The organism is Streptomyces sp. CO7 (assembly GCF_053474865.1).
In genome coordinates this window covers 122,631-146,905 of sequence record NZ_JBRIOU010000010.1, presented here as the reverse complement: position 1 = coordinate 146,905, position 24,275 = coordinate 122,631, and the positions used below count along the sequence as shown (strand labels likewise).

Sequence of the window (24,275 nt, the reverse complement as noted above, 5' to 3'; positions counted from 1 at the left end):
CCTGGGGGGAGGCGGGGCGGGGGTGCAGGGCGAGGGCGAGGGCACGGCGGAGCACGCGCAGCTCTTGCGGGCCGAACGCCATGCCGCGGGATCCGTAGGGCGTGGGCATGGCGTGACCATACGCGCCAATCAGACAATCATGGACATATTTCCATCGGCGCGCCGCCCGACCGCGTCCGACCGGAGGCATGCCTCACGCGGGCCTCGCCCCGCCCCTTCACGGCAGCCCCCTGGCGGCAGGACCCGCACTCTGCGGTCCGCCTGCGGAAAGGGCCGCGCCCCGGTCCCGGAGAGGGAACGGGGCGCGGTACAGGGCCGGGCCACGCGCCGGGCCGGGCCGGCGAGGGCCGGACGTCAGGGGCGGTTGACGTTGCGCTCGTAGACGAGCCGGAGCCCTATCAGGGTGAGCCACGGCTCGTGCTCGTCGATCACCGTGGACTCGCCCAGCACCATCGGCGCCAGGCCGCCCGTCGCGATCACCGTCACGTCGTCGGGGTCGTCCGCCAGCTCCCGGGCCATCCGCTCGACGACACCGTCGACCTGCCCGGCGAAGCCGTACACGATGCCCGACTGCATGGCCTCGACCGTGTTGCGCCCGATCACGCTCCGCGGGCGGGCGACCTCGATCTTCCGCAGCTGTGCGCCCTTGACGCCCAGCGCCTCCACGGAGATCTCGATGCCCGGCGCGATGACGCCGCCGATGTACTGCCCCTTGGCGCTGACCGCGTCGAAGGTGGTGGCGGTGCCGAAGTCGACCACGATGGCCGGCCCGCCGAAGAGCTCGGCGGCGGCGACCGCGTTGATGATGCGGTCCGCCCCGACCTCCTTGGGATTGTCGGTGAGGATGGGCACGCCCGTCTTGACGCCCGGCTCGACGATCACCGCGGGCACGTCTCCGTAGTAGCGCCGCGTCACCTCGCGGAGCTCGTGGAGCACGGACGGCACGGTGGCGCAGATGGCGATGCCGTCGATGCCCTCGCCGAGCTCGCCGCCGAGCAGCGGGTGCGCCCCCATCAGCCCCTGCATCAGCACGGCCAGCTCGTCGGCGGTGCGGCGCGGGTCGGTGGAGATGCGCCAGTGCTCGATGATCTCGGCGCCGTCGAACAGCCCCAGCACGGTGTGCGTGTTGCCCACGTCGATCGTCAGAAGCATGGCCGCTGCCCCTACTCCGAGTCGTTCTGCTCGGCGCCCTGGGCCTCACGGAGGTCCAGGCCGATGTCCAGGATCGGCGAGGAGTGCGTGAGCGCGCCCACCGCCAGGTGGTCGACGCCGGTGTCGGCGTAGGCCTTGGCGTTCTCCAGGGTGAGGCGGCCGGACGCCTCCAGCTTGGCGCGGCCGGCGGTCACGGCGACCGCCTCCGCGCACTCGGCGGGCGTGAAGTTGTCCAGCAGGACCAGGTCGGCGCCCGCGTCCAGCACCTCGCGGAGCTGGTGCAGGGTGTCCACCTCGACCTCGATGGGCAGCTCGGGGAAGCGCTCGCGCACCGCCCGGAACGCCTCGGCCACGCCGCCTGCGCCGACCACGTGGTTGTCCTTCACGAGTGCGGCGTCGGAGAGCGACATCCGGTGGTTGACTCCGCCACCGCAGCGCACCGCGTACTTCTCCAGGGAACGCAGGCCGGGCGTCGTCTTGCGGGTGTCCCGGACCGTCGTGCCGGTGCCCTCGAGGACGTCGGCCCAGGCGCGGGTGGCGGTGGCGATGCCGGAGAGGCGGCACAGGATGTTGAGCGCGCTGCGCTCGGCCGTCAGCAGGTCGCGCGTGCGGGTGGTGACCGACAGCAGCTTCTGTCCGGCCTCCACGCGGTCGCCGTCCTCGGCGTGCCGCTCCACCTCGAACTCGTCGGAGGCGACCACCGAGATCACCGCCTCGGCGATCCGCAGCCCGGCCACCACTCCCGCCTCACGGGCGGTGAAGTCGGCGGTGGCGACGGCCTCCTCGGAGATGGTGGCCCAGGTGGTGACGTCCACGCCGCCGTCGAGGTCCTCGGCCACCGCCATGGTGGCGATGTCCTCGACCTCGGCCGGGTCGAGACCGGCCTCGGTCAGCAGCTCCGCGAGGGCCGGGTCGAGGCCGCACTCGTGGTCGTCGAACTCGTGGTCGTCACCGGAGCCGCAGGCGCAGCCGTCGCCGCAGCCGCCGCCGTCGGCGAGGGGGAGGCCGGCGCCGGCCGGATCGGACGCGGCGGTCGGGTCGGAGGGTGCGGAGGCGCTCACTTCTTCACTGCTCCTGTGGGAGAGGTGACCGGTGCGAAGCCCGGTCCTTCGGTGGTGTGCACGGCGAGCGTACGGCCCTCGCCGAGTCGGACGACGATGTGGCGGCGCCACCCTTCGTCGTCCCGGTCGGGTCGGTCCTCGCGCCAGTGGCAGCCGCGGGTCTCCTCCCGGCGGCGGGCCGCCTCGACGAGAACCCGGGCGACCAGCAGGAGGTTGGCCGTCTCCCAGGTCTCGGTGCCCGGCACCGGCCGCTTGCCGGTGCCTTCGGCGGCCGCGGTGTGCAGCGCGGCCAGGTCCTCCGCCGCCCGTCGCAGGGAGTCCGCGGAACGGAGCACGCCGGCCCCGTCGGTCATGATCCGCTGGACGGCCGACCGGTCCTCGGCGGCGGGCAGCGCCTGGGTGGGAGCCGTCTCCGGCACGACGGGGCCCGGCGCGGCGGGGGTCGTACGGGCCCGGGACGTGATGTCCGCGGCGATGCGCTCGGCGTAGACCAGACCCTCCAGCAGCGAGTTGGAGGCGAGCCGGTTGGCGCCGTGGACGCCGGTGCAGGCAACCTCGCCGCAGGCGTAGAGGCCGGGCACGGTGGTGCGGCCGTCGGCGTCGGTGCGGACGCCGCCGGAGGCGTAGTGGGCGGCCGGGGCGACCGGGATCGGCTCGGTGACCGGGTCGATACCGTGCGCCCGGCAGGCGGCCAGGATGGTCGGGAAGCGGTGCTCCCACATCTCGGCGCCGAAGTGGCGGGCGTCGAGGTACATGTGCGCGGCGCCCTTCTCCTGCATCCGGCGCGTGATGCCCTTGGCCACGATGTCCCTCGGCGCCAGCTCGGCCAGCTCGTGCTGACCGAGCATGAAGCGCACGCCCTCGGCGTCGACCAGGTGGGCGCCCTCGCCGCGGACCGCCTCGGAGACCAGCGGCTGCTGGCCCTCGGCATCCGTGCCGAGGAAGAGGACGGTCGGGTGGAACTGGACGAACTCCAGGTCGCTGACCTCGGCGCCGGCCCGCAGCGCCAGCGCCACGCCGTCGCCGGTGGACACCGACGGGTTGGTCGTCGCCGCGAACACCTGGCCCATGCCGCCGGTGGCCAGGACCACGGCCGGCGCGTGGACGGCGCCGACGCCGTCGTGGGCGCCCTCGCCCATCACGTGCAGGGTGACGCCGGCGGTGCGCCCCTCGGCGTCGGTGAGCAGGTCGAGCACCAGCGCGTGCTCGATGGTGCGCAGGCCGCGGGCCTGGACCGCCTCGACCAGGGCGCGGGAGACCTCTGCCCCGGTGGCGTCGCCGCCGGCGTGCGCGATGCGGTTGCGGTGGTGGCCGCCCTCGCGGGTCAGCGCGATCTCGCCGGCCGCGTCGGTGTCGAAGCGGGCCCCGGTGGAGATCAGGCGGCGCACCGCGGCCGGGCCCTCGGTGACCAGCAGGCGCACGGCCTCCTCGTCGCACAGCCCGGCCCCGGCGACCAGGGTGTCGTCGAGGTGCTGCTCGGGGGTGTCGCCCTCGCCGAGGGCGGCGGCTATGCCGCCCTGGGCCCAGCGGGTGGACCCGGCGTCGAGCCGGGCCTTGGTGACGACGACGGTGCGCAGCCCGGCGGCCTCGCAGCGCAGCGCGGCGGTCAGGCCGGCCACGCCGGAGCCCACGACCACCACGTCGGCGTCGATGGACCAGCCCGGGGCGGGGGCGGGCAGGCGTATCGCGGTGCGGGTCACGGGGCGTCTCCGTCTTCCGGGCCGGGCTCGCGACCGCCGTCGGGGGCGAAGGTGAGCGGCAGGTTGTCGATCAGCCGGGTCGAGCCGACCTTGGCGGCGACGGCGAGCACGGCCTCGCCGGTGTGGTCGTCGGCGATCTCGGTGAAGTCCGCGGGGTCGACCAGGGCCAGGTAGTCCAGCTCGATCGGGGGCTCGGCCTTGGCGGCCTCGTCGAGCACCAGGCGGGCGGCGTCCCGGACCGCGGCGGGCCCGGAGGTCCTGCCGCCGGCGGCGGCCAGCGCGTGCGCGTCGGCGGCCTCCCGGGACTCCCCGAGCCGCTCCAGCGCGGCGGCGCGGGCCTCGGTGGACGGGACCTCCTGCGCGCGGGCGCGCAGCGCCTCCAGGGCGGCCAGCCGGTCCCGGCCGGCGAAGACGGCACGGGACAGGGCGAGGGCGGTGCGCCGCTCGTCGGCGGAGAGGTAGCGGTTGCGGCTGGAGAGGGCCAGCCCGTCGTCGTCGCGGACGGTGGGCACGGCGACGATCTCCACGCCGAAGTTCAGGTCGCGGACCATGCGCCGGATGAGCGCCAGCTGCTGGGCGTCCTTCTGGCCGTAGAGGGCGACGTCCGGGCGGGTGAGGTGGAGCAGCTTGCCGACGACGGTGAGCATCCCGTCGAAGTGACCGGGCCGGGAGGCCCCCTCCAGGCGGGTGCCCATGGGGCCGGCGGTGATCCGGACCTGGGGTTCGCCGCCGGGGTAGACCTCGTCGACCGACGGCGCGAACACCACGTCGGCGCCGGCGGCTGCCGCGATCCGCACGTCGGAGTCCAGGGTGCGCGGGTAGCGGTCGAGGTCCTCGCCCGCCCCGAACTGCAACGGGTTGACGAAGACGGTGACCACGACCTCGCCCTGCGGTCCGGCAGCCCGGCGGGCCGTGCGGATCAGGCCGGCGTGGCCTTCGTGCAGGGCGCCCATGGTCATCACCACGGCCCGGCGTCCGGTGCGCGGGCGGGCCGCCAGCTGGGCGGCGGTGTGCAGCAGCTCGGGCTTGCCGGCCTGGGTCATCGGTCGTCCTCCCCGTCGTCGCCGGTGGTCCCGCCGGTCCCCCGGGGGCCTTCGGTGCGGTCCGTGCCGTCCTCGCCGAGTACCCCGAGGAGTTCCTCGGCCAGTTCGGGCTTGAGCAGCCCGGCGGCCAGCGCCCGGTCGGCGGTGGCGCGGGCCAGGGCCAGGTAGCCCGGCAGGGTCTGCGGGGCGTTGCGGCGGAGCTGCTCGATGTGCGCGGCGACCGTGCCCGCGTCGCCGCGGGAGACGGGGCCGGTGAGGGCGGCGTCGCCGGAGCGCAGGGCGTTGTCCAGGGCGGCGCCCAGCAGCGGGCCGAGCATCCGGTCCGGGGCGCCCACCCCGGCGGCGGCGAGCAGTTCCATGGACTGGGCGACCAGGGTGATCAGGTGGTTGGAGCCGAGGGCCAGGGCCGCGTGGTACAGCGGGCGGTTCTGCTCCTCGATCCATTCGGGCTCCCCGCCCATCTCGACCACCAGCGCCTCGGCCGCCAGCCGGAGCTGTTCGGGGGCGGTGACGCCGAAGGAGCAGCCGGCCAGGCGCTGCACGTCGACCGCGGTGCCGGTGAAGGTCATGGCGGGGTGCAGGGCGAGCGGCAGGCCCCCGGCGCGCAGCGCGGGCTCCAGGACGCCGACGCCGTACCGGCCCGAGGTGTGCACGAGGAGCTGGCCGGGGCGGACCGCGCCGGTCTCCGCGAGGCCCTGGACCAGGCCGGGCAGGACGTCGTCGGGGACCGTGAGCAGGACCAGTTCGGAGCGGGCCAGCACCTCGGCGGGTGTGACCAGCGGGACGCCCGGCAGCAGCTCGGCGGCGCGGCGGCGTGAGGCGTCCGAGACGCCCGACACGGCCACCGGGCGGTGCCCGGCGAGCTGGAGGGAGGCCGCCAGCGCCGGGCCGACGCGGCCGGCGCCCACGACGCCCACGGCGAGCCGCGCGGGGCGGTCCCTGGGGTCAGGGGGGTGGAGGTGTGTGGTCACGCGAGGAGAACCTTCCCGTTCCAGTCCGCTCGGGGTACCGGACGATTTCTCGTCATGTTAACGCGATCCCTCGCCCCGGGTCCGGTTGTCCACAGGCTCCCTCCGGCTTCGCTCCGTCGTCCACAGGAGTGTCCACAGAGGGTTGTCCACAGGGCCCGGCGGGCGCTTGGGCCGAGGAGGATGATCGCTTCCATGAACGACATGAACGACAGTGCGAAGGATCAGGCGGCGCGGAGATCCCGGCGTCTGGAGTTGTACCGGTCCTCCGTCCGCATGCTCGCCCGGCCCGCCTACGCCGCCACGCTGCGGGAGCGGCTGGACGACCTGGTGACGCAGGCGGGCACGGTCCACGACCTGGACGAGCCCGCGGACATCTACGGCAACGGCGTGGTGGAGGCCCTGGAGGGCCGCGTGGCGGGCCTGCTCGGCATGGAGGCCGCCGCGTTCTTCCCGACCGGCACCATGGCGCAACAGGTCGCGATGCGCTGCTGGGCCGGGCGGACGGGCAACCGCGCGGTGGCCCTGCATCCGCTGGCCCACCCCGAGATGCACGAGCGGAACGCCTTCGGCGAGGTCAGCGGCCTGCGGACGCTGCGGCTGACGAATGAGCCCCGGCTGCCCACGCCGGAGGAGCTCCACGACCTCGGTGAGCCGTTCGGCACGCTGATGCTGGAGCTCCCGCTGCGCGATGCCGGCTTCGTGCTGCCCACCTGGGAGGAGCTGACGGCCACCGTGGCGGCCGCCCGGGAGCTGGACGCGGTCGTCCACCTCGACGGCGCCCGACTGTGGGAGTCGACGGTGCACCTCGGCCACTCCCTGGCGGAGATCGCCGGCCTCGCGGACTCGGTGTACGTCTCGTTCTACAAGTCGCTGAACGGCCTCTCGGGCGCGGTCCTGGCCGGTCCGGCCTCGCTGGTGGCGGAGGCCAAGGTGTGGCGGCACCGGTACGGCGGGCTGGCGTTCCAGCAGTTCCCGGCCGCGTTGTCGGCGCTGGTCGGACTGGAGCGGGAGCTGCCCCGGCTGCCGGAGTACGTGGCGCACGCCGAGGTGGTGGCCCGGGCTCTGGCGGAAGGGCTGGCCGAGGGCGGCCTGCCCTGGTCGCGGGTGCATCCGGATCCGCCGCACACCCATCAGTTCCAGGTCTGGCTGCCCTACCCGCCCGAGGTGCTGGAGAGCGCGTCCATAGCTCAGGCCGAGGAGACAGGACGGATGCTCTTCATGGGTACCTGGACGACCTGCGGGCCCGGTGTCGCGTACCACGAGATGACGGTGAGCTCCCCCGGGCTGGACTGGGACGCGGAGGAGGTGCGAGAGGCGGCCCGCGACTTCGCGCGGCGGCTGCCCGCCCAGGGCTGACGCCCGGCGGGCGTCCACGGGGGCGCGGGGGTGCTCACCGCGGCCGGACGGGGCGGCGGCAGGTCAGTCGAACCGGATGTGCCGCAGTCCGACCCGGGCCCGGCGCCAGCTGTTGACCAGTGCTCCGCCCCGGTTGGGGCGGAGCGTCAGGCCGGCCAGCACGGCGATACGGTCCGCCGTCTTCGGAACGGTGAAGTCGTCCGTCCACAGGTGCTCGGCGAAATCCGGTTCCTGCAGGCGCTCCAGCGTGTCGTCGAGCCGCCGCACCGCCCAGCTCTCGGTGAGCCGGAGCTTGCGCTCCCCCGCCAGGCGCCCCAGCAGTCGTCCGAGACCGCGCTCACGCAACCGCCGCAGCACGGTCTCCCGTTGTGCGAGGAGGGTGAAGTGCTTGACGTCGTGCCCGAGTTCGGCGAGCCGTCCGACGGTCTGCGCGAAGTACTCCGGGTCGGTCACGGTCATCGGGGCGATGACCACGCCCTCGTGCCGGGTGAGGGCGAGGTCGAGCACCTCCACCACGCCCTGCCGCCAGGAGACCAGGTCCTGGAAGTCGCCGCGGAGGTCCGGAGGCGTCATCCGGTGCAGGCCGAATCCGAGGTGCTCGGGGTCGCAGACCACGCTGCCCGGCAGCCGTCGGTGGATCTCGTGTGCGGTCTGTGTCTTGCCGCCCCCGAAAGGGCCGTTGATCCACAGGAGCATGGGCGCAATCTAGTGGCCGCACGCCCGGCGCGGGCCCGGTCGCGACAATCCGCGGCCCGCCGCCCGGTCCGCGGTTCCGCCTCAGTCGGCTCCGCCGGCCCGGACCAGGCCGGTCTCGTAGGCGAGGACCACGACCTGCACCCGGTCCCGCAGGCCGAGTTTGGTGAGGATGCGCCCCACGTGCGTCTTCACGGTGGCCTCGGACAGGACCAGGCGGGCGGCGATCTCCCCGTTGGACAGCCCTTGGGCGACCAGCACCATCACCTCGCGCTCGCGCGCGGTGAGCCGGGCGAGCTCCAGCTCGCGGGCCCGCGAGCGTTCGTCCGGGGCGCCCGGCAGCATGGGCGCGAACCGGTCGAGGAGCCGGCGCGTGGTGGACGGCGCGACGACGGCGTCCCCGCTGTGCACGGCCCTGATGGCGGCCAGCAGGTCCCCCGGAGGGACGTCCTTGAGCATGAAGCCGCCGGCGCCCGCCCGCAGCGCGGAGAACGCGTACTCGTCCAGGTCGAAGGTGGTCAGGATCAGCACCTTGGGAGCGCCGGGCTCCGCGCAGATCCGCCGGGTGGCCTCGACGCCGTCCATGCGCGGCATCCGCACGTCCATCAGGACCACGTCGGGCCGCGCCCCGGCCAGCACCCGCAGCGCCTCCTCGCCGTCACCGGCCTCGGCGACCACCTTCATGTCGGGCTGGGCGTCCAGCACCATGCGGAAGCCGGTGCGCAGCAGCGCCTGGTCGTCGACGAGCATCACGCGGATCGGCATCGGTTCCTCGGGTTCCGTGAGGGTTCTGGCTGTTGCGGGTCAGAGTGCGGGCCGCAGCGGCAGCAGGGCGCTGATGCGGAAACCCCCGCCGGGCAGCGGCCCGGCGTCCAGGGTGCCGCCGACCATGCCGACACGCTCGCGCATGCCGATCAGTCCCTGCCCCTGGCCGTCCGCACCGCCGGCGACGCACAGTTCGAGCGGCGCGCCCCGGCCGTCGTCCTCGACCAGCAGGCCCAGCCCGTCGTCGAAGTAGACCAGCCGCACACCCGCGCCGGCCTCGGGGCCGGCGTGCTTGCGGACGTTGGTCAGCGCCTCCTGCACGATGCGGTAGGCGGTGAGCTCGACGCCGCTGGGCAGCGGGCGAGGGCTGCCCTCGACCTTGAAGCTGACGGTCAGGCCCGCGCCCCGGCACTGCTCGACCAGGTCCTCAATCTGTGCCACGTCCGGCTGCGGCACGTACTCGCCGCTCTCCGGCTGCTCACCGGTGCGCAGCACGCCCAGCAGGCGCCGCATCTCCGCCAGCGCCTGGCGGCCGGTGCCCGAGATGGTCTCCAGGGCCTTCTTCGCCTGATCCGGTGCGGTGTCCATCACATAGGCGGCGCCGTCGGCCTGGACCACCATCACCGACACGTTGTGCGCCACCACGTCGTGCAGCTCGCGAGCTATCCGGGCGCGCTCGGCGGCCACCGCGATCTTGGCCTGGCTCTCCCGTTCGCGCTCCAGCCGGGCGGCCCTCTCCTCCAGTTGCGCGAAGTACGCGCTGCGGGTGCGGCGGGCGTCCCCGAGGAGCCACACGAAGAGGAGCGGCACGGTCTGGAAGACCACGATCACCACGTTGCCCAGCAGCGAGGAGCGCTCCTCGGGCCAGCGGAGCTGGACCAGGGGCGCGGCCAGCAGGGCCACCACCAGGGTGAGCCGCGAGGCCCGCACGCTCCCGGCCACCGCCACCGCGTAGATGTTCAGCAGCAGCGCGAAGTCGGCCGGGAAGACCGGTACGCCGAACACCAGCTGGAGGGCTCCGGTTCCCGCGGCCAGCGCCATCATCCGCTCCGGCATGCGGCGCCGCAGGGCCATCGCGACGCCGAACGCCAAGGTCAGCGGCACGAGCAGCACCCGGTCGACACCCGCGGAGTCCGGTGCCGAGATCGCCGTGGTCAGCGACATGAGGACGAGCAGGACCGCCCAGAAGCCGTCCACCCATGGCTGGTGGGAGCGGAAGAAGTCGTAGAGGCGCTGCACCAGTACAGGGTAGGGACGTCCGCGGCCTCCCGGAGTCAGCCGGGCGGCCGATCCCCGCAGGCCGGGCGTACGCCCGCAGGGGGACCCGCCCCCGCCAGGGGCGCGGGGCCGCCTAGCCTGACCGCATGGCGAAGGCGGAACGGCGATGAGCCCGCAGGGCGACCCGCGGGACGGGGCGCGCGGCTGGCGGGAGGCGGCCCACGAGGCGCTGTACGGTCCCGGCGGCTTCTACCGGCGGCCCGAGGGACCGGCCGGCCACTTCCGGACCTCGGTGCACACCTCCCCGCTGTTCGCGGCCGCCGTCGCGCGGTTGCTGTGCCGGGTGGACGAGGCGCTGGACCGGCCCGCGGACCTCACGTTCGTGGACATGGCGGCCGGACGGGGCGAGCTGGTCACGGGGGTGCGGGCCGCGCTGCCGCCGGAGGTGGCCTCCCGCACCCGGTTCTGCGCGGTGGAGGTGGCGGACCGCCCCACCGGGCTGCCGGAACCGGTCGAGTGGCTGGAGACACCTCCGCGCCAGGTGCGTGGGTTGCTGTTCGCCAACGAGTGGCTCGACAACGTGCCGGTGGACGTGGTGGAGGTGGACGGCTCCGGCGTCCCGCGGCGGGTCCTGGTCCGCCCGGACGGGTCCGAGCTCGCGGGCGGACCGGTCGACGGCGAGGACGCCGCCTGGCTGGAGCGCTGGTGGCCGTTGTCCGGCGAGGAAGGGCTGCGCGCCGAGATCGGTCTCCCCCGGGACCGCGCCTGGGCCGGTGCCGTGGGCGGTCTGGAGCGGGGGCTCGCGGTCGCCGTGGACTATGCGCACACCGCCGGCGCCCGCCCGCCGTTCGGCACCCTGACCGGGTTCCGCGAGGGGCGCGAGGTACCGCCGGTGCCGGACGGCACCCGCGACCTGACCGCGCACGTCGCCCTGGACTCCTGCGTGCTGCCGGGCGGCCGTCTGCTTCCCCAGCGGGAGGCGCTGCGCACCCTCGGCGTCACGGGGGCGAGGCCGCCGCTCTCGCTGGCCTCGTCCGACCCCGCCGGATACGTGCGCGCGCTGGCCGCGGCCTCCGAGGCATCCGAACTCACCGACCCCGGCGGACTCGGCGGCTTCGGCTGGCTGCTCCAGCCGGTGGGCGTCCCCGACCCGCTGGCGCGGTGAGCTACTTGTCGATGTCGCCGACCACGAAGAAGAGCGAACCGAGGATGGCGACCATGTCGGCCACCAGCGTGCCCGGCAGCAGCTCGGTGAGCGCCTGGATGTTGTTGAACGACGCCGACCGCAGCTTCAGCCGGTACGGCGTCTTCTCCCCGCGCGAGACCAGGTAGTAGCCGTTGAGACCCAGCGGGTTCTCGGTCCACGCGTAGGTGTGGCCCTCCGGGGCCTTCAGCACCTTGGGCAGTCGCTGGTTGACCGGCCCCGGGGGCAGTTCGGCGAGCCGGTCCAGGCAGGCGTCGGCGAGCGCGAGCGAGTTGTGGGTCTGCTCCAGCAGGCACTCGAAGCGCGCCAGGCAGTCGCCCTCCTGACGGGTGACCACCTTCAGCACGTCGCCGAGCTCGCCGTACGCCAGGTACGGCTCGTCGCGGCGCAGGTCCAGGTCGACCCCGGAGGCGCGGGCGATCGGTCCGCTCACCCCGTAGGCGTGCACCGCCCGCGGGCTGAGCACGCCCACGCCGCGGGTGCGGCCCCGGAAGATCTCGTTGCCGAGCACCAGGTCGTCGAAGACGTCCATCCGCGACCGCGCGGCGGCCACCACGGCGCGGACCCGGTCGGTCCAGCCGAGCGGCAGGTCCTCCTTGAGGCCGCCGACCCGGTTGAACATGTAGTGGATGCGCCCGCCGGAGACCTCCTCCATGACGTGCTGCAGGTCCTCGCGCTCGCGGAAGGCGTAGAACATCGGCGTGATGCCGCCGAGCTCCAGCGGATAGGAGCCGAGGAACATCAGGTGGTTCAGCACCCGGTTGAGCTCGGCGAGCAGCGTGCGGATCCAGACCGCCCGCTCCGGGACCTCCATGCCCAGCATCCGCTCGACGGCCATGACCACGCCCAGCTCGTTGGAGAAGGCCGAGAGCCAGTCGTGACGGTTCGCCAGCATGATGATCTGCCGGTAGTCCCGGGCCTCGAAGAGCTTCTCCGCGCCGCGGTGCATGTAGCCGATCACCGGCTCGGCGCTGGTGATCCGCTCGCCGTCCAGCACCAGGCGCAGCCGCAGCACGCCGTGCGTGGAGGGGTGCTGGGGGCCGATGTTGAGCACCATGTCGGTGGTCTCGGCGGCGGCGCCGATACCGACGGTGGTCTGCGTCGTGGACGTCATGGCTTCAGTCTGGCCTACGGCGGTGGCGGGACGGTGGGGCAGGGCGGAACGGGTGGCCCCTCGCGCGGGACCACCCCGGCGTCAGGACGCCGCGTGCAGGTCGTCGTCCTGGCCGTCGACGTCGATCACCCGGCCGACGTCGGCCCGGTGCGCGCTCTGCTGCGACCGGATCAGCGGCTGGGGCTTCGGCTCAGGGCCCGACGCGGCGGGGGACGCCTGCGAGGGCTGGGCCGCCTGCGGCGACCGCGGCGCCGGTGCCGGCCGCGGGTGCTGCGGGGCCGGCGCAGGCTGCGGGGACTGCGCGGCCGGCATGGACTGCGGGGCGGGCGTGGGCTGCTGCCGATCGTCGCCGGCCGCACGGTCGGCGCGGTCGGTGTCGCCGTCCGCGCCGTGGTCCGTCCGCTGGGTGCCGAAGAAGTCGAAGCTGCCCTCCGCCGCCGGACGGCGCGGTGCGGGAGCCTCCGGGGGGACGGCGACGGCGGTAGGCACCGTGAAGTGGCCGCCGGTGGGGCGGACCGGCTTGGCGGTCGCGCCGCCGGAGGCGGCGGGCCCGCCGGGCACGCCCTCCGCGCCGCGCTCCCCCGGTCCCTCGGCGACGCCGCCCCCGGCGACCGCCGACGCCCCGGCGTCCGGAGCGGCCTCACCGTCCTGGCCGGCGCTGCCGTGCGGGTCGGCCTGGTCGGGCGTGACCTCCGCCTGCGCCGCCGGCGCGGCGCCGTGCGGGTTCACGAAACCCTCCGGTGTGCCCGCGTCCCGCGCCCCGGCCGCAGTTCGCGCCGTCAGCATGTCCTCGGTACCGTCCGCGTCAGCCTCGCCGCCCTCGGCCGGCGCAGCCTCGGCAGCCGGACCGGTCCCGGCGGCGCCCGCGGCTTCCCGCCCGGCCACAGCGGAGTCCAGGCCGTCAACGTCAACGTCAACGTCGTACCCGCCCGGCACCTCGCCGGCGCGCTCCGTCCCCTCCGCGTCCTCCACGACGGCGGCGACACGGTCCGCGGCCGGGGCCGCGCCCTCGACCGCACCCGCGGAGGAACCGGCGCCCGCACCCTCGTCCGGCTCCGCGTCGACGAGGCCCTCGGCCCCGGTCTCGGCGCCCGGCTCGAGACCGGCCTCCTCGGCGCCCGCCGCGGCCTGCAGGGCCTCCAGCGAGTCCAGCGCCTCGACGGCCTGACGGAACAGTCCGCTGCCCGCCGGGGAGAACGGACGCACCGGCTCCGGCTCCGGGGCCGGGCCGAGCGCCCGGGTCTCACGGGCCGGGGGCAGCTCCGGAACGGGATCGGCGGCCTCGAGTTCGAGCAGCCGCCGCCCCTCCAGGGCGCTGGCCCGCTCCGTCTCCGCCGTGGCGTAACGCCGCAGCAGCGAGGCGTGCTCGTTGCGCAGCGCCGCCAGCTCGGCCCGCTTGGACCGCAGCCGCTGCTCCAGCTTGATGCGGAGCTCGCGGCCCTCCTCCAGGTCGGCCTCCAGCTCGGCGACCCGCTCCTCGTGCTGCCACTCGGCGCTCGCCCGCGCGCGCTTCAGTTCCGCGACGTTCAGTCCGGCCGACGCGTCCCAGCGGCGCAGCGTCACGGCGGCGGCGACGCCGACGGCCGCGGCGAGCGCGGTCGTCAGCCGCAGCAGCAGCGGTTCGCCGACGAACCACGGAACCACCGCACAGGCCACGGAGACAGCAGCGAACGCCGACGGAGGCAGGAGCCTGTGCAGAGGGGGTGAATGGCGATGACGTCCTCGTGGCATGGCCAGAAACTTACCGCGCGTACGCGGCCGAGGAAGCGCGGGAAGGCAAATTCCGCGCTCGCTTTCCGTCCGGACATTCCCGTTTCTTGATCAGATCGACGGAGACCCCGCTTCTCGTCCCCATATACCTCCCCGTGCCGCGCCTCCCCGGGGTCGGCGGGCGCCCTTCCCGACGCCTAGGCTGGTCGCATGAGCAAGCAGTGCGTACGCGGCCACGTCGCGGGCCTTCCGGCGTGGGACCGCTGCGCGGTCATGGGCGTGGTGAACGTGACCCCGGACTCCTTCTCCGACGGCGGCCGGTGGTTCGACACCACCGCCGCGGTCAAGCGCGGCCTCGACCTCGCCGCCGAGGGCGCCGACCTGGTCGACGTGGGCGGGGAGTCCACCCGCCCGGGCGCCACCAGGGTGGACGAGGACGAGGAGCTGCGCCGGGTGATCCCGGTGGTGCGCGGCCTCACCGCCGAGGGCGTCACCGTCTCCGTCGACACCATGCGCGCCTCGGTCGCCGAGAAGGCGCTCGCCGCCGGCGCGCTCCTGGTCAACGACGTCAGCGCCGGGCTCGCCGACCCCGCGATGATCCCCGTGGTCGCCGCGGCGCAGGCGCCGTTCGTGGTGATGCACTGGCGCGGCCTGCTGGAGGGCGCGAACATCCCAGGCCGGTACACCGACGTGGTCCGCGAGGTGGTGGACGAGATCACCGCCCGGGTGGACGCCGCGGTGGCCGGCGGCATCGCCCCCGAGCGGATCGTGGTCGACCCCGGCCTGGGCTTCTCCAAGGGCGCCGAGGACGACCTGGCCCTCCTCGCCCACCTGGACCGCCTCTTCGCGCTGGGCCGCCCGGTGCTGGTCGCCGCGTCGCGCAAGCGGTTCCTGGGGAAGGTGCTGGCCGGACCCGAGGGCACCCCGCCGCCCGCCCGTGAGCGGGACGCCGCCACCGCCGCCGTCACGATGCTCGCCGCCCAGCAGGGCGCCTGGGCCGTGCGCGTCCACGAGGTCCGCGCCTCGGCCGACGCGGTGCGGATCGCCGCCGCCGTCGCAGGAGCGAGGTGATCGCGTGAGCACCGCGCACTCGGACGTCGAGCAGGTCGAGCTCGCCAACACCGCCTTCTACGAAACGATCGAGCGGGGCGACTTCGAGGAGCTGTCCGACCTCTGGCTCTCCCCCGCCGACCTGGGCGTCGACGAGACGTACCACGACCCGGCGGACACCGGGGTGATCTCCTGCGTGCACCCCGGCTGGCCCGCGCTCACCGGCCGCGGCGAGGTGCTGCGGTCGTACGCGCTGATCATGGCGAACACCGACTACATCCAGTTCTTCCTCACCGACGTGCACGTCTCGGTGACCGGCGACACCGCGGTGGTCACCTGCACGGAGAACATCCTCAGCGGCGGCCCGCCGCCCGAGGAGGGGGACGACCCCGGACCGCTGCTCGGGCAGCTGGTGGTGGCGACCAACGTGTTCCGGCGCACCCCGGCGGGCTGGAAGCTGTGGTCCCACCACGCCTCGCCGGTCCTCACCGAGTCGGAGGACGAGGAGGGCACCACGCCGGAGGAGCCCGACATTCCGGCGTGACTCCCCCACCCGCGATTGAGGTCGCGGGAGCCGGGGTAGAGGCCGGTCCCGGCCGGTCGCGCTCCCCCGACGAGGAGGAACGTCGGCGCTCACGGGTAGATTCTGGGGAGTGGGAGCCTTCGCGCACCCGGCGCGGAACCGGCCCTCCCACCGAAGACTGCAGGAGTGATTCGTAGTGGATCGTGTCGCGCTGCGCGGCCTCAAGGGCTACGGCCACCACGGCGTGTTCCCCGAGGAGCGCGAGACGGGCCAGACCTTCGTCGTGGACGTCGTCCTCGGGCTGGACACCCGTCCCGCCGCGGCCGGCGACGACCTGACGAAGACGGTCCACTACGGCATCCTCGCCGAGGAGGTCGTCGCCGTCGTCGAGGGCGAACCGGTCGACCTGATCGAGACCCTCGCCGAGCGGATCGCCCAGACCTGCCTCAAGCACGAGGTCGTCGCGGAGGCCGAGGTCTGCGTCCACAAGCCGGGCGCGCCGATCACCGTTCCGTTCGACGACGTCACCGTCACCATCCACCGGAGCCGTGTATGAGCCCCTCGCGTCTTCCCGGGGCACCCGACCCCACGGTCCAGCCGGTACCGGTCTCCGTCGTCGAGGCGGTGGACGCCGCGGACTCTACGCTGTCCAACCCGCGCAAGGCCGTCCTGTCCATCGGCTCCAACCTGGGCAACCGCGTGGAGAACCTGCAGGGTGCCGTGGACGCGCTGGAGGACACCCCAGGCATCCGCGTGAAGGCCGTCTCGCCGGTGTACCGCACCGAGCCGTGGGGCGTGGAGCCCGGCAGCCAGCCCGCCTACCTGAACGCGGTCGTGGTGCTGAAGACCACCCTGCCGCCGTCCGCCCTGCTGGAGCGCGCGCAGGCCGTCGAGGAGGCGTTCCACCGCACCCGCAGCGAACGCTGGGCCGCGCGGACGCTGGACGTCGACATCGTCGCCTACGAGGGCCGGGTCTCCGACGACCCGGTGCTCACGCTGCCGCACCCGCGCGCCCACGAGCGGGCCTTCGTGCTCGCGCCGTGGCTGGACATCGACGAGACCGCGGAGATCCCCGGCCGGGGGCCGGTCGCCGACCTGCTCGCCGCGACCACCCTCGAGGGTGTGGAGCGCCGCGAGGACGTGGAACTCCGGCTGCCCGAATGACGTTGAGAGGCACCGTGAGAGAGCTGCGGATCAGGACCCTCGCCCTGGCGTTCGTCGCCGTCGGTCTGCTCGCCTGGGCCGGCGCCCGGCTGTGGCAGGCGTTCGGCTCGTTGCCGGGCGTGCCGGCCGCGGCCCCCTACGTGCTCGCGCTGATCGCCGTGGCGCTGCTGGCGGGCGCGCTGTCCCTGCGGGCGCGGCTCAAGGCCCAGCGGGAGCGGCAGCCGGGGGCCAAGGGCGTCGACCCACTGATGGCCACCCGTGCGGTGGTGTTCGCGCACGCCTCGGCCCTGGTCGCGGCGCCGGTCGCCGGTCTGTACGCGGGCGTGGGCGCGTTCCTCCTGGAGTACCTGGAGATCCCCGCCCGCCGCGACCAGGCGCTGACCGCGGGCTTCGCCGCGCTGGCCGGCGTCGCGGTGGTGGCCGCCGCCCTCTTCCTCCAGCACGTCTGCCGGCTCCCCGAGGACGACGACGAGGGCGTCAGGCCCGGCGGCGCGGGCTCCTGACCCACGCCCGTCGGCGTTCGCGTCAGCGCGCCATGATGAGGCTCATGGCCTCCGCGCGCGTCGCGGAGTCCCGCAGCTGACCGCGGACCGCGGACGTTATGGTCTTCGCGCCCGGCTTGCGGATCCCCCGCATCGACATGCACATGTGCTCGCACTCGACGACCACGATCACGCCGCGCGGCTCGAGGATCTCCATCAGGGAGTCGGCGATCTGCGTGGTCATCCGCTCCTGCACCTGCGGACGGCGGGCGTAGACGTCGACCAGACGGGCCAGCTTCGACAGACCGGTGATCTTGCCGGTGGTCGAGGGGATGTACCCGACGTGCGCGACGCCGCGGAAGGGCACCAGGTGGTGCTCGCAGGTCGAGTAGACCTCGATGTCCTTGACCAGCACCATCTCGTCGTGGCCGAGGTCGAACGTGGTGGTGAGCACGTCCTGCGGCTCCTGCCGGAGCCCGGCGAAGATCTCCTTGTACGCCCGCGCGACCCGCGCCGGCGTCTCCCGCAGACCCTCGCGGTCGGGGTCCTCGCCGACCGCCAGCAGCAGTTCCCGGACGGCGTTCTCGGCCCGCTTCTCGTCGAAGGGTCCGACGACGGTGCCCTCGCCGTCCAGCGTGACGGGGTCGGTCATGTGTAGTGCCTCGTTCCTCAGCCTGACTGTGCAAATGGGAGCGCCCCCCAGGCTAGAACCTGGGGGGCGCGACCATCATTCCGGGTCGTCCGGCTGCGTGACTCAGCTCTCAGGCCGGTCCTGGCCACTCTCGGGACGCGGCTCGGGAGCCGGCTCGGCGGGCGTGGCGCCCCCCGTGAGGGTCTTGCCCATCGAGCCGTTCGCCCCGTTGCCGCCGTTGGTCAGGGCGAGCTCCCGCGGCGAGAGCACCGGAGGCCGGGTGGACGGCGTGCGACGGGACGAGCCCGTCCAGGCCGGCCGCGGCGGACGCTTGACGATCGGAGCGAAGATCTCGGCGATCTGCTCCTTGTTCAGCGTCTCCTTCTCCAGCAGCGCGAGCACGAGGTTGTCGAGGACGTCGCGGTTCTCGACCAGGATCTCCCAGGCCTCGTTGTGCGCGTTCTCGATGAGCTTCTTGACCTCTTCGTCGACGAGCGCGGCGATCTCCTCGGAGTAGTCGCGCTGGTGCGCCATCTCCCGGCCGAGGAACGGCTCGGTGTTGTCGCCGCCGAACTTGATCGCGCCGAGACGCTCGGTCATGCCGTACTGGGTGACCATCGCGCGGGCCAGACCGGTGGCCTTCTCGATGTCGTTGGCCGCGCCCGTGGTCGGGTCGTGGAAGACCAGTTCCTCGGCCGCCCGGCCGCCCAGCATGTAGGCGAGCTGGTCGAGCATCTCGTTGCGGGTGGTCGAGTACTTGTCCTCGTCGGGCAGGACCATGGTGTAACCCAGGGCCCGGCCGCGGCTCAGGATGGTGATCTTGTGGACCGGGTCGGAGTTGGGCGAGGCCGCCGCGACCAGGGCGTGTCCGCCCTCGTGGTACGCGGTGATCTTCTTCTCCTTGTCCGACATGATCCGGGTCCGCTTCTGCGGGCCCGCGACCACGCGGTCGATCGCCTCGTCCAGCATGAGGTTGTCGATCAGCTTCTTGTCGCTGCGGGCCGTCAGCAGGGCGGCCTCGTTCAGGACGTTGGCGAGATCGGCGCCGGTCATGCCGGGGGTGCGGCGGGCGACGGCAGTCAGGTCGACGTCGGGCGCGACCGGCTTGCCCTTCTGGTGGACCTTCAGGATCTCCAGGCGGCCCTGCAGGTCCGGGCGGTCCACGGCGATCTGGCGGTCGAAACGGCCCGGGCGCAGCAGCGCCGGGTCGAGGATGTCCGGCCGGTTGGTGGCGGCGATCAGGATGACGCCGCCCTTCACGTCGAAGCCGTCCATCTCGACGAGCAGCTGGTTCAGCGTCTGCTCGCGCTCGTCGTGACCGCCGCCCAGACCGGCGCCGCGGTGACGGCCGACCGCGTCGATCTCGTCGACGAAGACGATGGCCGGGGCGTTCGCCTTGGCCTGCTCGAACAGGTCGCGGACCCGGGAGGCGCCGACACCGACGAACATCTCGACGAAGTCGGAACCGGAGATCGAGTAGAACGGCACGCCCGCCTCGCCGGCCACGGCACGGGCCAGCAGGGTCTTGCCGGTTCCGGGCGGGCCGTACAGCAGCACGCCCTTGGGGATCTTCGCGCCGACCGCCTGGAACTTAGCGGGCTCCTGCAGGAACTCCTTGATCTCGTGGAGCTCCTCCACCGCCTCTTCCGAGCCGGCCACGTCCGCGAAGGTGGTCTTCGGGGTGTCCTTGGTGATCAGCTTGGCCTTGGACTTCCCGAAGTTCATGACCCGGGAGCCGCCGCCCTGCATCTGGTTCATCAGGAACAGGAAGAGCAGCACCAGCAGGAGGAACGGCAGCAGTGACAGCAGGAAGCCGACGAACGGGTTGGTCTTCGAGGGCGACACCGTGTAGCCCTCGGGGATCTTCTTGTCCTCGAACTTCTGCTGCAGCGTCTTGGCCAGGTCGACGCCCTGGTTGCCGATGTAACTGGCCTGGATCTTGGAGGCCTTCTCGACCTCCTGACCCTTCTTGAGCTCGACCTTGATGGTCTGCTCGTCACCGGTGGTCAGCTGCGCCGACTGCACCCTGTCGTCGTTGATCGCCTGAACGACCTTGCCGGTGTCCACCGTCTCGTAACCGCCGGACCGGCCGACAACCGTCATCAACACGATCACGGCAAGGACGGCCAGCCCGATCCACATAACCGGCCCACGGAAGTATCGCTTCACGTCCATCCATACGGAGCGATGCCGCCCCGTCCCTCCTGCCATCGTGAGATTTGATAAAGGCTGTTCTTCGGACGGTACCCCAGCTTCGCCCACCGAAGCCGCATGGGACGGCCGACGATCCGCCTACGGGTACTCCAACGGCCCGCGCGCGCCAAGGGTTCCCGGCCGCGGGCGGCCGTGCCCGGTGGTTGCTCCAGGTGGCCGCCGCGGCCGGGGTCGCCCCGGCCGGGCGGGTCAGCCGCCGTAGACGTGCGGGGCGAGCGTCCCGACGAACGGCAGGTTGCGGTACTTCTCCGCGTAGTCCAGGCCGTAGCCGACGACGAACTCGTTGGGGATGTCGAAGCCGACCCACTCGACGTCGATGGCGACCTTGGCCGCCTCCGGCTTGCGCAGCAGCGTGCACACCTTGAGGGAGGCCGGCTCCCGGCCGCCGAGGTTGGAGATCAGCCAGGAGAGCGTGAGGCCCGAGTCGATGATGTCCTCGACGATGAGGACGTGACGGCCCTTGATGTCCGTGTCCAGGTCCTTGAGAATCCGCACGACGCCCGAGGACTTGGTGCCGGCGCCGTAGGACGACACCGCCATCCAGTCCATGGTGACGGGGGTGGACAGCGCCCTGGCGAGGTCCGCCATGACCATCACCGCGCCCTTGAGGACACCGACGATCAGCAGGTCCTTGCCCGCGTACTCCTCGTCGATCTTCGCGGCCAGCTCGGCCAGCTTCGCGTCGATCTCTTCCTTGGTGATGAGCACCTGCTGAAGATCGGCGCCCATGTCTTTCGCGTCCACCCGCATCACTTTCGGTCGTCCCGCTGGAATGGCCACGCGAACCGCGCGCCGCGGCTCGCGCACAGGCCGAACCGCCCCGGCCCGGTTCCCGGGAGGGGAACGGGCAGAGGTCCGGCGGTCAGCCTTGCCGGATCACCAGTCTGCCACCCTGCCGCCGGGCGACGACGCGACCGGGCAGGTTGATGGCCCCCTGGCCCCTCCATCCGGTGATCAGCCGGTCGATCTCCTCGATGTGCCGGGCGAAGAGGGAGCCCGCCGGGGCGCCCGCGTCGATGGCCGCCCGGCGCAGCACGCGGCGGCGCACGGCGGGCGGCAGGGTGTGCAGCTTGGCGCACTCCAGGAAGCCGGAGTCGTCCCGGACGGCGGACTCGGCCTGGCCGGCCCAGGCGTCCAGGGCGTCGGCGTCGTCGCGGGAGAGCTGCGCGGTGCGGGCCAGCGCCTCGACGACGCCCTTGCCGAGCGCCTTCTCCAGCGCGGGCAGCCCTTCGTGGCGCAGCCGGGAGCGGGTGTACGAGGGGTCGGTGTTGTGCGGGTCGTCCCAGACGGGGAGGGACTGCGCCATGCACGCCGTGCGGGCCGTCTGCCGGTCCAGCTCGAGGAAGGGACGCCGGTAGCGGCCGCCCGTGCCGGAGATGGCGGCCATGCCGGACAGCGAGCGGATGCCTGAGCCGCGGGCGAGCCCGAGCAGCACCGTCTCGGCCTGGTCGTCGCGGGTGTGGCCGAGGAGCACGGCGGCGGCGCCGAACCGGTCGGCCGCCTCGTCCAGCGCGGCGTAGCGGGCGTCGCGGGCGGCGGCCTCGGGGCCGCCCTCCCGCCCGACGGTGACGGCGACCGACTCGCAGGGGTCGAGCCCGAGCTCGCCCAGGCGCTGCACCACCTCGGCGGCGCGCTCGTCGGAGCCGGACTGCAGGCCGTGGTCGACCGTCACGCCGCCGGCGCGGACGCCCAGCTTGGGCGCCTCGAAGGCGAGGGCGGAGGCGAGGGCCATGGAGTCGGCGCCGCCGGAGCACGCGACCAGCACCAAGGGCCCGGGTCCCGCCACGGGGGCGGCGGACGGCGCGGGCACCGCCACCGGGGAGCGGCCGGCGTCGCGGGCGCCGACGCGGGTGGCGGCACGGGCGGGGACGAACGTCGAGCCGTGCTCGGCGAGGATGTCGTGGAGGACGCGGCGGACCGCCAGGCGTATCGCCGCGACCGCAGGATGGGGACCCATTGTCCGGTTCCCTTCATGAAGTTGTTTGGGGAAGCCGACCCGGAGGACGGTCACACAGAGTGTGTTGATGGTGACAGAAACAGGTCGGTATCCGAGCATCGCACGCCCGCCTTGGGAACACGCTCCCTCGGAAGGGTGATTGATCGGGCGTTGCCCTGCCGCCAACCGGACGCCCGTGTTCCATATTCGGTCACGGCCTGTGCTTCCGTCAGCCCCCGTCGCGCGAGGCGCCGTGCACCCGGGTCACCCAGTCGGCCGGGGCGTGGATCTCCGACGGCGTGGGCAGCGTGTTGGGCGACGTCCACACGCGGTTGAAGCCGTCCATGCCGACCTGCTCGACCACGGCACGCACGAACCGCTCGCCGTCCCGGTACTGGCGCAGCTTGGCGTCCAGGCCCAGCACCTTGCGCAGCACCAGGTCCAGGCGCGAGGCCCCCTTGGCGCGGCGCTGCTGGAACTTCTCCCGGATCTCCGCGACCGAGCCGACCACCTCGGGGCCGACGCCGTCCATCACGTAGTCGGCGTGCCCCTCCAGCAGCGACATCACGGCGGTGATCCGGCCGAGCACCTCGCGCTGGGCGGGCGTCTGCACCAGGTCGACCAGGGACCGCTCCTCGTCCTCGCGCTCCTCGCCGCGGCCGCCCACCAGTGCCTGGGCGGCGTCACGGACCCGCTCGAGCAGCTGGGCCGGATCGACGTCGGCTTCGGCGAGGAACGACTGGATCTCGCCTCGCAGGTGGTCCCGCAGCCAGGGCACGGCGGAGAACTGGGTGCGGTGGGTCTCCTCGTGCAGGCAGACCCAGAGCCGGAAGTCCGAGGGGTCGACCTCCAGTTCGCGCTCCACCTGGACGATGTTCGGCGCGACCAGCAGCAGCCGGCCGCCGCCGTTCTCCCCGCCGGGCAGGTCGCCGGTGGCCGGGGCGAAGGTCTCGTACTGGCCGAGCACCCGGGAGGACAGGACCGAGAGCAGCACGCCGAGTTCGACCCCGGTGACCTTGCCGCCGAGCGCGCCCATCACCACGCTGCCCGGCTTGCCCGCCCGGCGTTCCTGCATCTTGCCGAGCAGGGGGCGCAGGATCTCCCGGAAGCCCGCGACGTTCGCCTTGGCCCAGCCGGGCCGGTCGACGACCAGCACGGGGGTGTCGTGCACCTCGTCCCCGCCCATGCGGGTGAAGGCCCGGACGTGCTGCTCCGATGCCTTCGCGTGCCGGCGCAGTTCGGCCACCACGGCCCGCGCCTCGTCGCGGCCGACCTCCGGGCCCGGCCGCACCAGCCGGGCGGCGGTCGCCACCGCGAGATCCCAGTCGACCATTTCCGTACCACGGAAGCTCGTCATGTCGTCAACGGTACGGGAGGCCACGGAAACACGTACGGTCCCGGAGACCGGTTCCGCGTCCGCCCGGGTGGGCCGCTGGCCCCGGTCCCGGCGGCCCGTCAGGTGCGGCAGCCGCAGGACGCGACGGTGGCGGCCAGGCGGTCGAGGGCCGACTCGGCCGGTTCCTTCGCCGGGGTGCCCTCGGCCAGGAAGGCGAAGGCGAGCAGGCGCCCCTCGGCGTCCACGGCGGTCCCGGCCAGGGTGTTCACACCGGTGAGGGTGCCGGTCTTGGCCCGCACCAGCCCGGCCGCCGCCCCGTCCCCGGCCCGGCCGCTGAGGGTTCCGCTGAACCCGGCGACCGGCATCCCGGTCAGGACCGGGCGCAGCTCAGGACGGCGGGGGTCCGCGGCCAGCGTCAGCAGCCGGGTGAGGGTGCGGGCGCTGAGCCGGTCCCCGCGGCCCAGGCCGCTGCCGTCGGCGAACCGGACGCCCTTCAGCGGCACGCCCAGCCGCTCCAGCTCTGACCGGATCGCGGCGCCGCCGCCCGCGAAGCTGCCCTCGCCCCCGGTGGCGAGCGCGGTCTGCCGGGCCAGCGTCTCGGCGATGTCGTTGTCGCTGTTGGTCATCATCCGCTCGACCTGCGCGGCCAGCGGGGCGGACCGCACCCGGGCCAGCGCCTCCGCCTTCCGCGCGGCCTTCGCCGGAGCGGGCGCGCCGGCGCGGATCCCCTTCTTCTCCAGCAGTTCGGCGAAGACCTCCGCCGCGTGTGCCGCCGGGTCGGCGACCCGTGGTGCGGGGCCGTGGTCCGAGTCGTCGGCCCGGCCCTCGTCGACCGTGAGCGCAGTGACCGGAGAGATGTTCGGGTTGACCCCGATCGGGTGAACCTGTGGGCCCGTGAAGAGGGAGCCGTCGTACCGGAGGGCGACCTCCTCGACCCCCCGCTGCCGCAGCG

The 24,275-nt window shown here is 73.7% G+C and carries 23 protein-coding genes; 7 read left to right on the top strand and 16 right to left on the bottom strand.

Features of this window, described 5'->3' with window-relative positions; all coding sequences use genetic code 11:
* Positions 1–354: 354 nt before the first annotated feature.
* From ACOV8S_RS28945 to ACOV8S_RS28925, 5 genes are read right to left on the bottom strand one after another with little or no spacing between them, the layout of a single operon-like run.
* Positions 355–1,152 (bottom strand): type III pantothenate kinase, encoded by a 798-nt coding sequence (locus ACOV8S_RS28945; protein WP_351113561.1) that lies wholly within the window; start codon positions 1,150–1,152, stop codon positions 355–357.
* A gap of 11 nt (positions 1,153–1,163) precedes the next feature.
* A complete protein-coding gene (gene nadC / locus ACOV8S_RS28940; RefSeq protein WP_448321451.1) occupies positions 1,164–2,213 on the bottom strand; it encodes a carboxylating nicotinate-nucleotide diphosphorylase in 1,050 nt (349 codons plus the stop codon).
* A complete protein-coding gene (locus tag ACOV8S_RS28935; RefSeq protein WP_448321450.1) occupies positions 2,210–3,913 on the bottom strand; it encodes an L-aspartate oxidase in 1,704 nt (567 codons plus the stop codon). The genes nadC and ACOV8S_RS28935 overlap by 4 nt, the downstream gene beginning before the upstream one ends.
* Positions 3,910–4,956, bottom strand: a complete 1,047-nt coding sequence (gene panC / locus ACOV8S_RS28930) for a pantoate--beta-alanine ligase (protein WP_448321449.1) — start codon at positions 4,954–4,956, stop codon at positions 3,910–3,912. Before panC ends, ACOV8S_RS28935 begins: the two co-directional genes overlap by 4 nt.
* A complete protein-coding gene (locus ACOV8S_RS28925) occupies positions 4,953–5,927 on the bottom strand; it encodes a Rossmann-like and DUF2520 domain-containing protein (RefSeq protein ID WP_448321448.1) in 975 nt (324 codons plus the stop codon). Before ACOV8S_RS28925 ends, panC begins: the two co-directional genes overlap by 4 nt.
* A gap of 180 nt (positions 5,928–6,107) precedes the next feature.
* Here ACOV8S_RS28925 and ACOV8S_RS28920 point away from each other — a divergent pair, with 180 nt between their 5' ends.
* Positions 6,108–7,283: a threonine aldolase family protein gene (locus ACOV8S_RS28920; protein ID WP_448321447.1), complete on the top strand. Its 1,176-nt coding sequence runs from the start codon at positions 6,108–6,110 to the stop codon at positions 7,281–7,283.
* 63 nt (positions 7,284–7,346) lie between these two features.
* Here ACOV8S_RS28920 and ACOV8S_RS28915 read toward each other — a convergent pair whose 3' ends face one another.
* The 3 genes from ACOV8S_RS28915 to ACOV8S_RS28905 all read right to left on the bottom strand — a co-directional run bounded on the left by ACOV8S_RS28915 (position 7,347) and on the right by ACOV8S_RS28905 (position 9,980).
* Positions 7,347–7,979, bottom strand: a complete 633-nt coding sequence (locus ACOV8S_RS28915) for an AAA family ATPase (RefSeq protein WP_448321446.1) — start codon at positions 7,977–7,979, stop codon at positions 7,347–7,349.
* A gap of 81 nt (positions 7,980–8,060) precedes the next feature.
* Entirely contained in the window at positions 8,061–8,741 is a 681-nt protein-coding gene (locus ACOV8S_RS28910) for a response regulator (protein ID WP_448321445.1), read from the bottom strand.
* A gap of 39 nt (positions 8,742–8,780) precedes the next feature.
* Positions 8,781–9,980: a sensor histidine kinase gene (locus ACOV8S_RS28905; RefSeq protein ID WP_448321444.1), complete on the bottom strand. Its 1,200-nt coding sequence runs from the start codon at positions 9,978–9,980 to the stop codon at positions 8,781–8,783.
* A 145-nt stretch (positions 9,981–10,125) separates the two neighbouring features.
* Here ACOV8S_RS28905 and ACOV8S_RS28900 point away from each other — a divergent pair, with 145 nt between their 5' ends.
* The gene (locus ACOV8S_RS28900) at positions 10,126–11,124 is read left to right on the top strand and encodes an SAM-dependent methyltransferase (protein WP_448321443.1); all 999 of its coding nucleotides are present in this window, start codon (positions 10,126–10,128) and stop codon (positions 11,122–11,124) included.
* A gap of 1 nt (position 11,125) precedes the next feature.
* On the opposite strand, the gene ACOV8S_RS28895 is transcribed toward ACOV8S_RS28900, so the two are convergent.
* On the bottom strand, positions 11,126–12,277 hold the full coding sequence (locus ACOV8S_RS28895; protein WP_351113572.1) for an NADH-quinone oxidoreductase subunit D: 1,152 nt from the start codon (positions 12,275–12,277) through the stop codon (positions 11,126–11,128).
* An 81-nt stretch (positions 12,278–12,358) separates the two neighbouring features.
* Positions 12,359–13,933, bottom strand: a complete 1,575-nt coding sequence (locus tag ACOV8S_RS28890; RefSeq protein WP_448321442.1) for a hypothetical protein — start codon at positions 13,931–13,933, stop codon at positions 12,359–12,361.
* Positions 13,934–14,197: 264 nt separating this feature from the next.
* Here ACOV8S_RS28890 and folP point away from each other — a divergent pair, with 264 nt between their 5' ends.
* The 5 genes from folP to ACOV8S_RS28865 all read left to right on the top strand — a co-directional run bounded on the left by folP (position 14,198) and on the right by ACOV8S_RS28865 (position 17,227).
* Complete coding sequence (gene folP / locus ACOV8S_RS28885; protein WP_448321441.1) at positions 14,198–15,058, top strand: dihydropteroate synthase; 861 nt, start codon at positions 14,198–14,200, stop codon at positions 15,056–15,058.
* A gap of 4 nt (positions 15,059–15,062) precedes the next feature.
* On the top strand, positions 15,063–15,581 hold the full coding sequence (locus ACOV8S_RS28880) for a nuclear transport factor 2 family protein (protein WP_448321440.1): 519 nt from the start codon (positions 15,063–15,065) through the stop codon (positions 15,579–15,581).
* A 175-nt stretch (positions 15,582–15,756) separates the two neighbouring features.
* On the top strand, positions 15,757–16,116 hold the full coding sequence (folB, locus tag ACOV8S_RS28875; protein ID WP_351113577.1) for a dihydroneopterin aldolase: 360 nt from the start codon (positions 15,757–15,759) through the stop codon (positions 16,114–16,116).
* Positions 16,113–16,724, top strand: a complete 612-nt coding sequence (folK, locus tag ACOV8S_RS28870; protein ID WP_448321439.1) for a 2-amino-4-hydroxy-6-hydroxymethyldihydropteridine diphosphokinase — start codon at positions 16,113–16,115, stop codon at positions 16,722–16,724. The genes folB and folK overlap by 4 nt, the downstream gene beginning before the upstream one ends.
* Positions 16,725–16,738: 14 nt before the next feature.
* Positions 16,739–17,227 (top strand): DUF3180 domain-containing protein, encoded by a 489-nt coding sequence (locus tag ACOV8S_RS28865; protein WP_448321438.1) that lies wholly within the window; start codon positions 16,739–16,741, stop codon positions 17,225–17,227.
* Positions 17,228–17,249: 22 nt separating this feature from the next.
* Here ACOV8S_RS28865 and folE read toward each other — a convergent pair whose 3' ends face one another.
* The 6 genes from folE to dacB all read right to left on the bottom strand — a co-directional run.
* Positions 17,250–17,858, bottom strand: coding sequence for a GTP cyclohydrolase I FolE (folE, locus tag ACOV8S_RS28860; protein WP_351113580.1), 609 nt, complete (start codon positions 17,856–17,858; stop codon positions 17,250–17,252).
* Positions 17,859–17,960: 102 nt separating this feature from the next.
* Positions 17,961–20,012: an ATP-dependent zinc metalloprotease FtsH gene (gene ftsH, locus ACOV8S_RS28855; RefSeq protein ID WP_448321437.1), complete on the bottom strand. Its 2,052-nt coding sequence runs from the start codon at positions 20,010–20,012 to the stop codon at positions 17,961–17,963.
* Between the two features lie 228 nt (positions 20,013–20,240).
* Positions 20,241–20,801, bottom strand: a complete 561-nt coding sequence (hpt, locus tag ACOV8S_RS28850) for a hypoxanthine phosphoribosyltransferase (RefSeq protein WP_166022099.1) — start codon at positions 20,799–20,801, stop codon at positions 20,241–20,243.
* 112 nt (positions 20,802–20,913) lie between these two features.
* Entirely contained in the window at positions 20,914–22,008 is a 1,095-nt protein-coding gene (gene tilS, locus ACOV8S_RS28845; protein ID WP_448321436.1) for a tRNA lysidine(34) synthetase TilS, read from the bottom strand.
* A gap of 208 nt (positions 22,009–22,216) precedes the next feature.
* Positions 22,217–23,344, bottom strand: coding sequence for a zinc-dependent metalloprotease (locus tag ACOV8S_RS28840; protein WP_448321435.1), 1,128 nt, complete (start codon positions 23,342–23,344; stop codon positions 22,217–22,219).
* 98 nt (positions 23,345–23,442) lie between these two features.
* Positions 23,443–24,275 (bottom strand): D-alanyl-D-alanine carboxypeptidase/D-alanyl-D-alanine endopeptidase (gene dacB, locus ACOV8S_RS28835; RefSeq protein ID WP_448321434.1); only part of this gene is annotated, 833 nt, incomplete at its 5' end.

Bases quoted from the DNA above. Each gene is read 5' to 3' on its own strand.
- ACOV8S_RS28945 (WP_351113561.1), bottom strand. From the start codon at position 1,152: ATGCTTCTGACGATCGACGTGGGCAACACGCACACCGTGCTGGGGCTG.
- panC (WP_448321449.1), bottom strand. From the start codon at position 4,956: ATGACCCAGGCCGGCAAGCCCGAGCTGCTGCACACCGCCGCCCAGCTG.
- ACOV8S_RS28920 (WP_448321447.1), top strand. From the start codon at position 6,108: ATGATCGCTTCCATGAACGACATGAACGACAGTGCGAAGGATCAGGCG.
- ACOV8S_RS28915 (WP_448321446.1), bottom strand. From the start codon at position 7,979: ATGCTCCTGTGGATCAACGGCCCTTTCGGGGGCGGCAAGACACAGACC.
- ACOV8S_RS28910 (WP_448321445.1), bottom strand. From the start codon at position 8,741: ATGCCGATCCGCGTGATGCTCGTCGACGACCAGGCGCTGCTGCGCACC.
- ACOV8S_RS28900 (WP_448321443.1), top strand. From the start codon at position 10,126: ATGAGCCCGCAGGGCGACCCGCGGGACGGGGCGCGCGGCTGGCGGGAG.
- ACOV8S_RS28895 (WP_351113572.1), bottom strand. From the start codon at position 12,277: ATGACGTCCACGACGCAGACCACCGTCGGTATCGGCGCCGCCGCCGAG.
- folP (WP_448321441.1), top strand. From the start codon at position 14,198: ATGAGCAAGCAGTGCGTACGCGGCCACGTCGCGGGCCTTCCGGCGTGG.
- folK (WP_448321439.1), top strand. From the start codon at position 16,113: ATGAGCCCCTCGCGTCTTCCCGGGGCACCCGACCCCACGGTCCAGCCG.
- folE (WP_351113580.1), bottom strand. From the start codon at position 17,858: ATGACCGACCCCGTCACGCTGGACGGCGAGGGCACCGTCGTCGGACCC.
- ftsH (WP_448321437.1), bottom strand. From the start codon at position 20,012: ATGGACGTGAAGCGATACTTCCGTGGGCCGGTTATGTGGATCGGGCTG.
- hpt (WP_166022099.1), bottom strand. From the start codon at position 20,801: ATGCGGGTGGACGCGAAAGACATGGGCGCCGATCTTCAGCAGGTGCTC.
- tilS (WP_448321436.1), bottom strand. From the start codon at position 22,008: ATGGGTCCCCATCCTGCGGTCGCGGCGATACGCCTGGCGGTCCGCCGC.
- ACOV8S_RS28840 (WP_448321435.1), bottom strand. From the start codon at position 23,344: ATGACGAGCTTCCGTGGTACGGAAATGGTCGACTGGGATCTCGCGGTG.